Genomic DNA, 13,594 nt, shown 5'->3' with positions numbered 1-13,594 from the left:
CGACCGCGATAACGACCGCGCCCCGGACTTCCGCGTCACTGCAGGCGGTGTCGAGTTCGGAGCAGGCTGGACCCGCACCGCCCGCGAAACAGGCGCCGAATACCTCTCGCTCAAGCTCGACGATCCGTCCTTCACGGCCCCGGTCTACGCCTCCCTGGTCCAGGGCGACAAGGGCGAGCACAAGCTCATCTGGTCGCGCTGACCAGCACATCGGCGCTCCGCTTCACGGCGGGGCGCCTCTTCCACACCAGTGGAATTATGCGGAGCAGAAGCCGCCGCTATCGTCGAGAAATCCAGCCTTCAGCGATCAGCACTCCGCATAATCACACTCTCAGCATAATCGACATTGCCGGCGTAGATGCGGTAGTGCGGTCCCTTGTCGGAGGGATTCTCGACGCGGGCGATGCGGGCCTTGACGTTGAGAGCGAGAGTGCGGATCGAGCCGTTGAAGCCGGTTTCGGTGGTGGTGAAGTTGCCGATGGTTGCCATTGTCATGTTCCTTTCGTTGGTTTCGGGCCGCGCCCTTCGCGGCCTCGATGGCTGTCGCAAGGATCGGGGACGATCGGACCGCACCCATAGGGCCGGAACAGCGTGGAGGGCGGCAAGTCGCAATTTTGTTAGTTGGCGAGGAATGGCGGCAACCTGGGGTCCCCACTCGACCTGGCGAGTGGGGTAGGTTCCGACAGGGGTCAGAAAATTACGACAGGCCGTTGCGGGAGGACGATCGAGGCGAAGCCGCTCTCCGATCAGACATGCCTCATCGAGCCCACGGAGGACGCGCCGGCAACAGCGGTAGAGGAATATGATGATGGCGGCCTCGTTACCACGCTCACGCACCGGAACTTCTGACATGACGAGCCGTTGCACTGCCTCAAGTCGCAGCATCAATGCGGGCATGACGACCAGCCGACCGGGCAGTTGCGTCCTATCGCCAACGGGATATCGTGAGCGCGCGATTCGTCGCCTGGAGGATTCATGCGTCAACAGACAAAGCCGTTTATCGTCGAAATCAAGCAGTCTCGAAAAGCGAAAAACCACCGACCGGAAGACCTCGATCTGGGGCAAGCTGGACCTGGCGCCTGATCAGAACCTGCCCGCAGAACGACAGCCGAAAGAGTATTCGGTCGTGCGCGACGACAACAACCGGCTCTGATTTCGCTAGGCCGCCGCTTTCTCCTCGGCTTCATTAGGCTGCAAACCGTGCAAATAGGCGACGGCGCGCTGCGCATGCGCAGCCGCCTGGAAGATCGCCCGTTTGTCGCCGGAGAGAACGGTCAGCCACGATTGAAGGTAGGAGGCGTGATCGGGGCGCGGCTCCAGCTCAGGCGCGATGCCGAGATCGGCGCAGAGAAAACAGCTCCCGAGTTCGGCGATGAGCTCCTCTCTCGCGCGTTCGGTCTTGTCCTTGGCGTAGCGAGAAAGATCGCGGCCGACGCGGCCCGCCGGTGACGTCCAATGCGTTGCCTCATGGCTGAGCGTAGCCACGTATCCAGCCGCATCCTGGAACGTCTCGAAGGGCGGCATCTGGATGTGGTCGGTCACCGGCGAATAATAGGCCTGGTTACCGCCGTGACGGATCAGTGCGCCGGTGTTGCGGAAGAATTGGTCGGCATGCTCGATGCGTTCGACCAGATCGAGAACGGGGGCTCGGCGGTGGCGACAATGGTCCGGCAATCCGTCGATCTGCTCAACGTTGAAGACCGTATATGCCTTCAGAAACGGGATTTCCCGTTCGATCTCGTTGCCGTGATCGTCCGCCTCGGACTTGGTGAAGCGGCTGGCAAATACGACGGTCGTGCCTGTTTCGCCCTTGCGGACGGCCGCCCCCACTTCGAGCGCCTGCTTAAATGTCATCCAGATGGGTGAGGAATATCCCCGCGCGATCCCTTCCGACCAGAGAAGCAGCACGTTCATGCCGCTATAGGGCTGGCCATTGTGGCGGAGCGGCCGGGTAATCCGGCCATTTGCGTTAGTCGCCTTCCAAGGCTGCATCCACGGGCGGACGCCCTTCGCCAGGCCCTCGATGATCTTGTCGGTGATCCTCGCGTAGATGTCGGCGCGTTCATTTGGCGGTTTACTGTTCATTTTCATATCCTCTGTTCAGGAGGCCGCGCCCATCGCGGCCCCGTCGCGGAGGGACGATGGCAGGAGCGGTGAGGCGGGAAGCTGCACCAGAAGGGCCGCAACGAAGTGGAGGACGGCGAAGCCGTTGCGGCTTGACGGCGGCTCCTGCAGGACCGACGAATGGGACGGGGACGCCGGGCGAGGTGGTCTGCTTCCCCTTTTGTTTGGTTTTTCAGGGGCCTTGGTGGCGACACCAAAATGGCCGGTCCCGTGAGAGGCCGGCCTATCCGGATCATCGTGTGGTAGCGGGGCCGGAACCCCGCCGGGGGGCGGCTTATTCGAACGCCGCCAGTTGCGCCGCAGCCGCCTTCCGGTCGAGCGATGTGCCGGGCTGGTCGATAGGGCGGTCGAAGGGTTTCCAAGTTTCGCGGACGACCTGTTCGTAGGCGGCCACGGCGCCTTCGGCGGCCATCCGGAGGGCGTGAGCCTGGACACCCATGTCGGCGGCAAACTCGCGCTTGCGCTGGGCGGCGCTGTCGTAGCCCACGGGGCCGTCGAGATCCTCGTCGCGGGCATCGTTTGCGGCCTTGGCCGTGGCGTCCCGCGCCTCGGTGACGGCGCGGGAATAAAACTGGCCGGCGCCGTGCGCCGATCCGACGAAGGCGCCGACGATGCGCTGGAGATGGATCTGCATCGCCCTCTCACCGAGACCTTCGCTAAGCGTATCGGCGGTTTCGATGATCAGGCGCTCATGCTGGTCGCGGATGCCGTCGCTGTCGACGACTGCGGTGCCGAAACGTTCGGCGATCTTGATCGCCTGGGCGGCATCGGGGCAGGTGAGCCGGACCATTTCGATGGTGGCGCCCTTGCGGAGCTGGACGACGCGGGCGGATTGGCGATTGATTGCGGGCTTAGCCATGTGAGTTCCTTTCCGGTTTCGCCGAAGGCTCGCGTTGGCCCCTGCCGGAACGCCCTTCGGTGCGGTCGAAAAAAGCCGGCGAAAGACGGGCGCTTTCAGAGGTCCGGAGCCCCTGAGTGAGCGGGACGGGTTTGCTGACAAGCGGGGTAAAACCCTGCGCGGGCCGCGAAGCCGTCTTGCGAGGGAGGGGGAGGAGGCCGCGATCCGCGGCGCGCAAGCGGCCTTGAAACGACCGGCCGCCGGCTTACGACCGTGACAAACCGAAGGGGGATCCGGCTTGGTCCGGCATGCCAAACTGCAGACCGGCTGTCAGGAGACGAGGCTATGCCCGCAACCAATCGCCAATCCCACTCTCTGCCGGTAGGAGTCCGTTGGCAGGGCAGAGTGTTCGTCCGGCTCAGCTACGCCGCCACCCGGCCAACATTCTCGCCGAGCTTTTCACGGAACGCAGCCAGCGCCTGATCCTGCCGCGCCAGCTTGCGCGACAGTGCTTCGATTTCACGACGGCGCTCGAAGGTCAGGCGGTCGAGGTGTTCGCGAAAGAGTTCTTCGTCGGAAGGAGTCCAGTTGGATCGGCCACGACGATGCGACCGCGATTTCGCTTTCTGGGTGACCGTCAGGCGTTCGGCCCGCCCGGCGATCTGCCGATGCACGAGTTCGAGATGTTGATGGATCTGACGGCGTGCCGCCTCCATGGTCGCAAGCAATGGCCGCGGATTGGACGATCTCATGCGGCAGTCCTCCCCTCCACCTGATCGGCGGCCACCTCGTTGGGCGATACCTCCTCGAGCACCGCGTGAGGATAGCCATGGCTTAAAAGCCAAGCCTGAGCAGCCTCGCGGCTTTCGGCGAGATGAACGAGTTCGCCAGCCTCGCCGGCGCGATTGAAGATGCGTACCGACCCGGCCGGCGGACGTTCGAGCACTTTGAACGCGAGATTGGAATCGGTGCCGAACGTGCGATGAATGCGTAGCAAGATGACGTTCTTTCCGCCGAAGTCCGCCTCATGCAGAGTGAAGTTCGGTGGGGATGTGTAATTGCCCGATGTACGCGGGCCTTCCTTGCGGATAAGCCGGCCCTTGCTGTTGTGGGTCTGCCAGGCGGCGAGCTTTTTCTTGAAACGCTCGGGCGGACGCGGGGTGCCGTCCGACCAGGCAACAATAGAGCCGACGGGAGCGAGATCGTAGATCAGTGACGCAGACATAGGGTTCCTCCGTTGGGTTCTGCGATGGCTGAAAACAGAACCGCCGCCGGTGGTGGACGGCGGCGGATTGTCGATCGTGAGATGAGAAGCCTTGCTATTCCGCCGCGATGCCGTAGGCGGTCGCTTCGTCGCCCGAAGCTTCGTCTTCCACCGTGTTGGGCATCTGGTCGTCACGAAGGCGAGTATCCGCGTCCGCCGTGAGATCGTTGGCGGATGCATCCGGAGGTTCATGTGAAGCTCGGTCATCGTCGTCTGCGACCTCGCCGTGCTTGATCAGCTCCGCAAGTTCTTTCGGGTCGGGCGCAAAGAGCGCCGCCGGGTGCACGAAGTATCCTTCCTTAAAATGGTCGACCAAAGCGGCCCGCGTCTCGCGCACCCGGGCACGGGGATGCACGGAGGTGTCACCGCACGAGGCTTCGAGCGACTGACGGGAGAGGCATGCAAGGAAATCCTCCGTTCCCATATTAGGCAGGAACGCATCGGCGCCGATCGCCTCGCCGGCAACCCGAGAGATCACGCCGCTATTGGACGCGTTTCGCCGGCACGATAATACGTCGATCAGCACCGCACGAGCGGTGACGCGCAAGGTGTCGATGTCGAAGGCCAGCTTGCCGTCCTGGTCGAGGAGACTCGCGGCGTGTCGCTTGAATCGGGCGTCGGCGTAGAATGTTCCGCCAGCACCGGAGTCGACACGGACGTTCAAGCCGGCGAAGGCGAGCACGAGCAAGGCCATCAGCATATCGTCCTCGACCGGCGCGCGACCGAGAGCTTCGTGAAGCGCGTCGGTGCGATAGTCGCCGATCATGTCGAGCCCATTCTGCGTGACATCAGGACGGGGCTTCGAGCCCACAATCGGTTCTTCATCCGCCTCATTGCCAGCAGCGGCTGGCGCCGCGTCATTGCCCTTCGGCTTCTTGGCCTCCGGCAATCGATAATGGACTGTCTTCACCTTACCGTCACGATCGAGATACATGGCGGCGTGATCGGATTTCTGGGGCTTGCCATAGACCTGCTCCGCCTTCTTCGGCAGTGTCGGCTGGCCATAATTGTTGACCTCGACGATCGATCCCTTCTTCGGGAGATTGTTCGTCATCCATTCATGCTGGGCGCCGAGGAAAGCCTCGACATTGGTGGTGTAGCGGCTGTCCTGATCGGCTGGTGCGAACAGATCCTCGACCCATTCGATGCCATAGGCAGCCGCCAGGTCATCGCCGAAACTCGCGTCCTTGGCGTACATCCGCTTCTTGGTCAGCGCGTTGGCGATCGACCACCACTGCGCGGTGTCACCCTTCTTCGGCTTGTTGGCCTTCCACACCTCGCCTTGCTCCTCAATGCCTGCGGCAGCAATCGTTCGAAGCTGCTGTTCATTCGGCATGTCGCCCAGCGAGATCTGATCGAGCATTGCCGGCAGGAGCTTCGCCAGAAGCCGCAGCTTTTTGATCTGGCGGACGGGCAGGGCGAGCGCGATGGCAATCGTGTCTTCGGTCCATTCAAGATCGATGAGGCGCTCGATCCCACGCCACTGGTCGACCGGGTTCAGCGGTTCACGCGCGATGTTTTCGACCATCGAGCGCATGGCGCCGTTATCGTTCGACGCCTCCTCCACCAGCACATCGATTTCCTCGATCCCGGCGGCGATCGCCAGCCTCACACGCCGGTGCCCGGCGTCGATGATATATCCGTTGCCGCCATTCTTCTCCGACTCGACGACCGGGGGTTGGACGAGCCCGACGACCTGGATGGTGGCGAGCATCAGCGCATCGGCTTGCGGCGAGGATGGTGATTGACGAGTCCTGTCGGGGTTCTCCTTCAAGAGGCGGGGATCGATCTTCACGAGCTGCATGGCCTTTTCCTTCCAATGGATGCGGATCCGGCCCTCTGCCGGTCCTTCTCATGTCTTCTTTTTCCCGAAGACACCTTCCGGACGGCAGGGCGGCCCGACGGGCGCAACTGCGGGCGAGCGTCCCTGCTGCGCGGGACGAGCAGGGTGCGCAGCGCCTTGCGAAGGACGAGCGGCCGGGATGGTGAGGCGGCGGTTGAGCGTAAGCGGCGGCGGGAGGACCGGTCTGCGACCCGGTTATTTCCTCCTTTCGCTTCTCAATCTTTTCGACCGGGAAACGGCATGAGGCTGCCTGGCCCACCCCCGCGGGGGAGGGACGCACGTCGGGCAAAAAAAAATGGGCCTGCGAAAATCGCGGCCCATGAAGTGTGAAGGTAATTTGTACCTCCAGAGGGGAACAGCTGCTGCGGCGGCACTGGGAGGAAAACCGCCATGTGCATCAGCTACGTGCAAGATGCCCGAATATTGACCAGACGGAAAACATTTATTGTGCCTATGCATTGGCGCACCGGCACCCAGATGCACGCCGCTGATGGTCACGATGCCTCACGCCGCCTCCGCATCTAGCTCGGTGTTATTGCGCGCCTCGGCGGAGAGTAGGGCATCCACCTCCCGAAGCTGCCGGCGCTTCTCGGCAAGTTCCGCCGCAAACGCGAACACGCCTCCCTCACGGGAGCGATAGGAAGCGAGCCGTCGCTCGGCCTCCTGCAGACGCTGGCGATACCTGTCCTGCTCCTCCTCGAACCCGTCCAGTGCATGTTCGAGACGGGAGACGGCCCCGAGCGGCGTTGCCGTGATGGAGAGATCGATCTCGTAGTCGGCGCCGGTGCGTTGAAGCATAGTCGTGTAACGATAGCCGTCACCCTTGCCGAAGCTTTCGCCCTCGAACACGAGATCGAAGCCTCCGATGGCCGCGAGCACGACCTCGCCCTCTTGCTGCAACTGGACGAGGGTGAGAATTTCCCTCATCAGCGCGCGCCCGGCTTCCTTCCGTTCATCGAAAGGCTTGCCGTTGACGGTGATAGTGAACCCGTCGCCCTCCGTGGTCGGGACAAGGCGCTCGATGTCCTGGCCGATCTCGGCGATGCGCCGGGTCGAGACCTCGATATCGCGTTCTGCATCACGAATCTGGCGGCGGACGGCATATTGATCGTCATCATGGGCGGCGCGAAGCCGCTCGAGGCGGGCTACCTCGGCTTCGAGGCCGGCCTTCAGCATCAAACGCTCGTCGCCGCTCGCAATGGCCTTGGCCATCGCAAACTGATTGGCAGCTCCTTCGCCGATATCGTCAAGGCGGCGAATGGAGGTGTCGCCGGAGAGCGCCGCCGCTATGAAGCGCGCCTTGCGCTCGTTGTTTTGCCACATCGAGGCGTCGAGCGAGCCTTCGGTGGCATAGGCGAAGATATCGACGACGTCATGCTGGTTGCCCTGGCGCACGATACGGCCCTCGCGCTGCTCGATATGCGATGGCAGCCACGGCACATCGAGGTGATGGAGCGCCTTGAGCCTGAGTTGGGCGTTGACGCCGGTGCCCATGGTTTCCGACGATCCAATCAGAAACCGAATCCGGCCGGCGCGGACATCGGCGAAGAGGCGCTGCTTCGCCTCCGTTTTCTTATAGTCCTGCATGAAGGCGATTTCGCTCGCCGGCACGCCGAGACGGACCAACTCGTCGCGGATCCATCGATAGGCGGAGAAGCCGCGGGTCTTCTCGACATTGATCGTCCCGAGATCGGAGAAGACCATCTGCGCGGCGCCGGGCAGTTCGAATGGCTTTCCGTCCGGCCGGACATAGGAATTTAGGGCGGTCTCCTGCCAGATGCGGAATGCATTTTTTATCAGGAGATTGAGCTTGTTCTCTTCCTCGTTGTCGTTGGCAGAGCTGACAAGCCTGAGATCGATCGCCGCGTGACGACCGTCGGTGATGACCGAGAGCAGAATGTCGTCGCCGGGCTCAGCCGGTCCCTCCCGCATCTCGATCGCCTTGATCCGGGCGTCGAGGATTTGCTGATAGGCTTTGAAGGCTGGCGTCGGCTTGGCCGTGAGTATCTGCCGCCGGCCGGTCGAGATATCAGGAACCCGGACATATTCCTTTAGATCGTTGGGCAAGACGACGTCCGCAAAGCTGCGGAACATGGCGATCAGTTCCGGCACATTGACGAAGGACGCGAACCGGCTGACCGGCTTGTATTTGCCCGACGGCTGGATCTCGAGTTCGGTGACCGTGTCACCGAAGCAGGATGCCCAGGCGTCGAATTCGTGCAGTCCCCGTTCATGGAGGGCTTCGCGGCCGAGCAGCCGCTGGATCGAGAACATTTCTCCAAGCGTGTTGGTGATCGGCGTGCCGGAGGCCAGCACCAGTGCGCGCCCGGGATTCTTGCTCTCGATGAAACGCGACTTCACATAGAGGTCCCAAGCACGCTGCGACCCGTTCGGGTCGATGCCCTTGAGTGTCGACATGTTGGTGGCGAAGGAGAGCTTGCGGAATTCCTGCGCCTCGTCGACGACGATCTGGTCGATGCCGATTTCGGAGATCGTCAGAAGATCGTCCTTGCGGGTTGTCAACGCCTCCAGCCGCTCCTTGAGCCCCTCCTTCAAGCGCTCCAGCCGCTTGCGCGACACCCGATCGTCGCTGTCGACCTTCGTGAGCAAGTCTTCGTAGAGCTGCAACTCGTCCTGGATCATCTGCTGTTCGAACGCCGATGGCACGGCGATGAATTTGAAAGCGGAATGCGTGATGATGATCGCATCCCAGGTCGCGGTTGCGGCACGGGAGAGGAAGCGAGCCCGCTTGTCCTTGCTGAAATTGGTTTCGTCGGCAACGAGAATGTTTGCGGCTGGATAGAGCGCAAGGAATTCGCGCGCAGCCTGCGCCAGGCAATGCCCCGGCACGACCAGCATCGCCTTGGCAATCAGGCCGAGGCGCCGCTGCTCCATGATCGCGGCTGCCATGGTCATCGTCTTGCCGGCGCCGACGGCATGGGCGAGATAGGTCGATCCTGACGAGATGATCCGCCAGATCCCGCGTTTCTGGTGCCCGTAAAGAACAAAGGCGCCAGATGCGCCGGGAAGCTTGAGATGGGAACCGTCAAACGTTCGCGGTGCGATGTTGTTGAAGCGGTCGTTATAGACGCGCGTCAGCCGATCGGTCCGATCGGGATCACTCCAAACCCAGTTCTGGAATGCCTCTTTGATCTTCTGCAGCTTGTCCCGCGCGGCTTCGGTATCGACGACATTGAGCACGCGGCGTTCGCCATCGACATCCTTGAAGACGTCGAAGATCTGCGGCACGCGACTGTTGAGGGCATCGGCGAGCAGTTCGCCGGCGTGGCGACGGCTTGTGCCCCATTCCGACGTGCCGGCGGCGCTATAGGCGAGTTGCCGAGCCTCGACGGTCCAGGAGCCAAGCTCCGGCATGTGGTGGATCCTGATCTCGGCCCCCATGGCTTCCTTCACGAAGGCGACCACATCATCGGCGGGGATCCAGGGTGCGCCGAGGCGGGCTGTAATGTCGGATGGACTGAGGTCGGCCGGCTGCACCGCCCGCAGCGCGCGAACGTTGCGTTCGAACGCGGGGTCGAGTGCGGCAGCCGCTTCAGCAGCCGCAAGCTTCGTGCGAACTGCGCCTGAAAGATAAGCGTCGGACGTCTGCCAGGACCCATTGGCCGGATCGCGGAAGATAGCATCGCCGAGTTCGTCGAGCATAGCGTCGGCATCCGCGTGGAGGAGTTCCGCGATATGCTCGATGTCGACACGGCCGCGTTCGTTGAGCACGACCGCCAGAGCGTCCGCCGCGGATGTGATGACGGGTGGGGCAGGGGGCGAGATCACCCGTTCCGAAAAGATCGGGCCGGGCTTGGCCGTATCTGTCTCGAGGTCATAGTCCTCGATCGAGGCCACAAGCCAGCAATCGGGGTCATCGCGGAAGGGCTGAAGGTTCGGCTGGCGATGTATTTCGCGCACATCGCCGGTTTCAGGATCCTCGGTGATCGAAATGGTCGTGTGGTTGATCGGCCCGAAATCCCGGACGAAGGTCGACCAGGCGATCCGCAAACGAACTTGGAGGTCGCGCCACGGGCGGTCCAGCTCCTGGGCCTTCAAGACTTCACGAAGGGCGTCGCGGATGGGGATCAGCTTCTTGATGATGTGGACGTGCCTTTCCGATATCCCGCCGCCGCTGCGGGCCCTGCGCACCCTGATCGGCACGGCCTCGCCGTCGATTACCTGCATGAGGCCATGCCTGACATCGATGAAATAGCTGCCCTCGCGGACCTTGGCTTCGGCGGGGTGTAGATCGACGATCTCGCCGAGCTCGTGCTCGAGATCGACATCGATCGCGGTCGGTTCGCCATCATAGAGGTCCTCCGGCAACAGAGCGATGACTGCTTTGAGCGCTGTGTCAAGATCCTGGCCGGCACGGGGCTGGCATGTATAGGTCTCGCCGAATGGGCCCGACGTCAGGGCGTGATCGCCGAGCACGAACTCTGGATGGCGCGCGAACCAGCGGTTCACGCGGATCGCGCCCTCGTCTTCACTCGCGGGCCGAACCTCCTGCACTTCGAGCCATGTGAGATCGCCTTCTGCCTCGCCGGGCTTACGTTTTCGGAAGAAGAGGAGGTCGACCACGACGTCGGTGCCGGCGTCACGGCGGAAGCTGCCCTCCGGCAGCCGGATGGCGCCGATCAGGTTGGCCGACTTGGCGATGTGCTCACGAGCGGTCCCGTCGGCCTTGTTCATCGTGCCGGCGCTGGTCACGAAGGCTGCAAGTGCGCCTGGTTTCAGGAGATCGATTGATCGGGCGATGAAATAGTCGTGCAGCCGCAAACCGAGCGAACGGTATTGCCTGTCTGAGCGAACCGTCCGATCGGAGAAGGGCGGGTTGCCGATCGCAAGATCGTAGATCGGCGCCAGATCCGTGCGTATGAAATCGCCGTTGATGATGCGCGCCTTCGGCTGAAGCAGCCGGACAATGCGGGCGGTGACCGGATCGAGTTCGATCCCGGTGACGTAGCTCTTGTCACGGAAGGCTTCGGGCATCAGCGCCGGAAACAGGCCTGTGCCGATGCCTGGTTCAAGCACGCGGCCGCCGCGCCAGCCGAGGCGTTGCAAGCCCGTCCAGATTGCCCTGATGACGAACTCCGGCGTGAAATGGGCATACTGCGTGCAGCGGGCAAGCGACGCATAGTCTCCCTCGCTGACGGCCGACTGCAGCGAGCCCCCAAGGTCGTCCCAACCTGCGCGGAAGTCGACGTCGCCCGGTCGCCGAAACATTCCGTTCGCCAGTTCGCCGGCGCCGAAACCGGTGAAGCGGATGAGCCTCGCCTGCACGGCTGGAGTCGCCGGCAGATCGTGCTTGACGAGCTCATTGGCGGTGAGGATTGCGGCAACGTTGATGCGCGCCCGTTCCTTCCAGGACCCGGCGAGCTCGCGGTCGCCCTGATCAAGGTAGAAGTTGGCGCGCTGCCCTTGCTTACGTGGCGCCGGCGGCTTGGCAATCGGCTGGGGCTGACTGAGAACGGGAGCGGGCGGGGTTGGATCCGGCTCGTCATCATTGGCGGCAAAACCTCCGAAGGCCGTGACACCTAATCCGAGGCCGGACGAAACTGCGCTGCTGCCGAACATATCGAGCGTGAAAGGATCGTTGCTCATCGAAGAACTCCTGTTGAGAAGGCAAGCGCCATCGTCTTGCCGATCGAGGGCAGTTGATGGGCGCGAATGATGGGAATGCCTGTGCTGCAGGCGGGTGGATTAGAGGGCGATCGGCCGCTGCATCGCGACCGGCGCCAGACTTAGGCGGCAGCCTGGGAAGGGAGATTGCGCAAATGCACCGGCAGTTTGGCGGCTATCTCTTGATCAGTGAGGTCCTCAAGGATCCTCAGCCTGTTGCCGGCCCGGCCGCCGTAGAATGCGATCGTGCGCTTGCCGCGAGAAGCTTCGGGCGAGCTGAGATCGGCATATCCACGGTATTGGTCGGCGGTGCTGCTCCAAATATGCTCGAGGCGCTCCTCACGCGTCATCATGCGCACCGGGCGGCTTTCGCGCTCGATGATGGCGACGCGCATTGCTTCGACGGACTCCTTGTCCGAAAGATCGCAGTAGCCATGAAAATATCGGATCGTCTGATCGATCCTGAGCGCAAAGAACACGCTCGTCACCCGGCCTGTCAGGAATTCGCGCATGGCGAACATCGAGCCACGGATCCAGAGGGGCGGCAGGATTTCGAACATGTAGTCGTGTCCGGCCTCGTCGATCTCGAACCATTCGCCAGCATAGAGCGCCTCGGCATCATCGCTGTCCCATCGGTTTGGGCGCTGCGCATGCCGGTCGAACATCCGAAACATCTGGTGGCGGCATGCGACGCCCTGGTAAACTTTGCGGATTACGGGAGAGGAATTCATCTGCGGCTCCTTCGGAGATTTCCGGACCGAAGCGCGACCGTGTCCTCTCGACCCTGCCATCCTCTTCAGTCCTTCATGACATCTTCCGGGCCGCCGGCATCGCGATCGCCGGTGTCAAGGGCCGGCTCCGCCGGGCGAAGCCTCCCTTGATGCGGGCGGCGCGCATGCGGCACGCCTTTCTCCCGTCTTTCCCTCCTTCGCTTTTCTCTTTGCTTCAGGGTTTCGTTCCAATCCTCCATAGGCGGGCGCAACCGCATCCAGTCGCAGCCGACAGTCTCGGCAAGCGCCCTCAACCGTTCCGCATACAGGTCGCCTTGGGCGTTGGCGTCGGTCGCCGCGACGAGTTGGACCCCAGGCCGGGCCGCCGCCTCCCGCAACGCTTCCTCGGTGGAGGGCGACCATCCGCCTCCCGTGCTGAGATAGAGGGTGCCTTCACGCGAACCTTCAATCGCCGCGAGGCTCATCGCGTCGATCGCAGCCTCCGTGACGGCGAGGCGCGACGAAACCTCCGGTCCGAGACGAAAGAGAACTTTGGCTCCGCCCGACGCGAAGCCGCGATACTGCGGACCGCGCGCCTCCCACCCCGTCACAGTACCGCCATTATCGGTGTGAGCCGCCCACATGCTGCCCAGCGGTCCTTCCCGTAAGATGTCGCCCTTGATCGCCACCTGGAGCAGCCGCGCCGGCAGGCAACGCTCGTCGTGGAGGTAATTCCATGTCGCCGAGCCCAGGCAGGGGCGACGCCGTTCCCGCCAACGATCTCCAAGGGAACCTTCAGATTTCCTATGATGCTTTTGGCCTGGCCATTCCGGTTCCATGGTTTTGAAGCCTACGAGCTCGGCAATCCTCGCGATACATTCGACAAAACCGACGTGATCGAGGTGCTCGACCAGCGTGAACACGTCTCCTTTCGCGTCCGTCAGCGGATCGAACCAGCCGCATCCCTCGTGGGTGACGATGATGATCTCGCCGTTGCGTCGAAACTTCACGGCACGACGCGTGCTCCCCTTTAGGTCAACCGCAAATCCCGCCTGCTCCAGCACGGCGGCGCACCTTACCTGGCTGCGCAGATCCTCGATCTCTCGTCTGTTCATTCTCGTTTCTCCTGCCTTTGCTTTGCCCGTCGCCTCGGGGGCACCGTTCAGATCCCCGCGAAGAGCAATGGCCGC

General features: G+C 62.8%; 10 protein-coding genes and 1 pseudogene. 2 read left to right on the top strand and 9 right to left on the bottom strand.

Annotated elements, in window-relative coordinates:
* Window positions 1-202, top strand: a 202-nt coding sequence (locus K290_RS0124880) for a DUF736 domain-containing protein (RefSeq protein WP_028754364.1), incomplete at its 5' end; no start/stop codon positions are given.
* Window positions 203-312: 110 nt separating this feature from the next.
* On the opposite strand, the pseudogene K290_RS34940 reads toward K290_RS0124880, so the two are convergent.
* A pseudogene (locus K290_RS34940) lies at window positions 313-489 on the bottom strand (DUF736 family protein); the annotation flags it as partial.
* 406 nt (window positions 490-895) lie between these two features.
* Between K290_RS34940 and K290_RS38055 the strand changes: the two are divergent.
* Window positions 896-1,153 (top strand): hypothetical protein, encoded by a 258-nt coding sequence (locus K290_RS38055; RefSeq protein ID WP_172831070.1) that lies wholly within the window; start codon window positions 896-898, stop codon window positions 1,151-1,153.
* Window positions 1,154-1,158: 5 nt separating this feature from the next.
* Here K290_RS38055 and K290_RS0124860 read toward each other — a convergent pair whose 3' ends face one another.
* From K290_RS0124860 to K290_RS0124825, 8 genes are all read right to left on the bottom strand, one after another.
* A complete protein-coding gene (locus K290_RS0124860; protein ID WP_028754362.1) occupies window positions 1,159-2,085 on the bottom strand; it encodes an ArdC family protein in 927 nt (308 codons plus the stop codon).
* A 313-nt stretch (window positions 2,086-2,398) separates the two neighbouring features.
* On the bottom strand, window positions 2,399-2,983 hold the full coding sequence (locus tag K290_RS0124855) for a hypothetical protein (RefSeq protein WP_028754361.1): 585 nt from the start codon (window positions 2,981-2,983) through the stop codon (window positions 2,399-2,401).
* Between the two features lie 401 nt (window positions 2,984-3,384).
* Window positions 3,385-3,714, bottom strand: a complete 330-nt coding sequence (locus K290_RS0124850; RefSeq protein WP_028754360.1) for a hypothetical protein — start codon at window positions 3,712-3,714, stop codon at window positions 3,385-3,387.
* The gene (locus K290_RS0124845) at window positions 3,711-4,187 is read right to left on the bottom strand and encodes a hypothetical protein (RefSeq protein ID WP_028754359.1); all 477 of its coding nucleotides are present in this window, start codon (window positions 4,185-4,187) and stop codon (window positions 3,711-3,713) included. The genes K290_RS0124850 and K290_RS0124845 overlap by 4 nt, the downstream gene beginning before the upstream one ends.
* A gap of 94 nt (window positions 4,188-4,281) precedes the next feature.
* Window positions 4,282-6,030: a ParB N-terminal domain-containing protein gene (locus K290_RS0124840; protein WP_028754358.1), complete on the bottom strand. Its 1,749-nt coding sequence runs from the start codon at window positions 6,028-6,030 to the stop codon at window positions 4,282-4,284.
* 543 nt (window positions 6,031-6,573) lie between these two features.
* Complete coding sequence (locus tag K290_RS0124835; RefSeq protein WP_028754357.1) at window positions 6,574-11,676, bottom strand: DEAD/DEAH box helicase family protein; 5,103 nt, start codon at window positions 11,674-11,676, stop codon at window positions 6,574-6,576.
* Between the two features lie 140 nt (window positions 11,677-11,816).
* A complete protein-coding gene (locus tag K290_RS0124830) occupies window positions 11,817-12,425 on the bottom strand; it encodes a DUF1419 domain-containing protein (RefSeq protein ID WP_028754356.1) in 609 nt (202 codons plus the stop codon).
* Between the two features lie 65 nt (window positions 12,426-12,490).
* A complete protein-coding gene (locus K290_RS0124825; RefSeq protein ID WP_028754355.1) occupies window positions 12,491-13,519 on the bottom strand; it encodes a DUF3991 and toprim domain-containing protein in 1,029 nt (342 codons plus the stop codon).
* Window positions 13,520-13,594: the final 75 nt, after the last annotated feature.

The organism is Rhizobium leucaenae USDA 9039, assembly GCF_000426285.1.
Classification (GTDB): domain Bacteria; phylum Pseudomonadota; class Alphaproteobacteria; order Rhizobiales; family Rhizobiaceae; genus Rhizobium; species Rhizobium leucaenae.
This window is presented reverse-complemented; position numbering and strand designations above follow the sequence as displayed.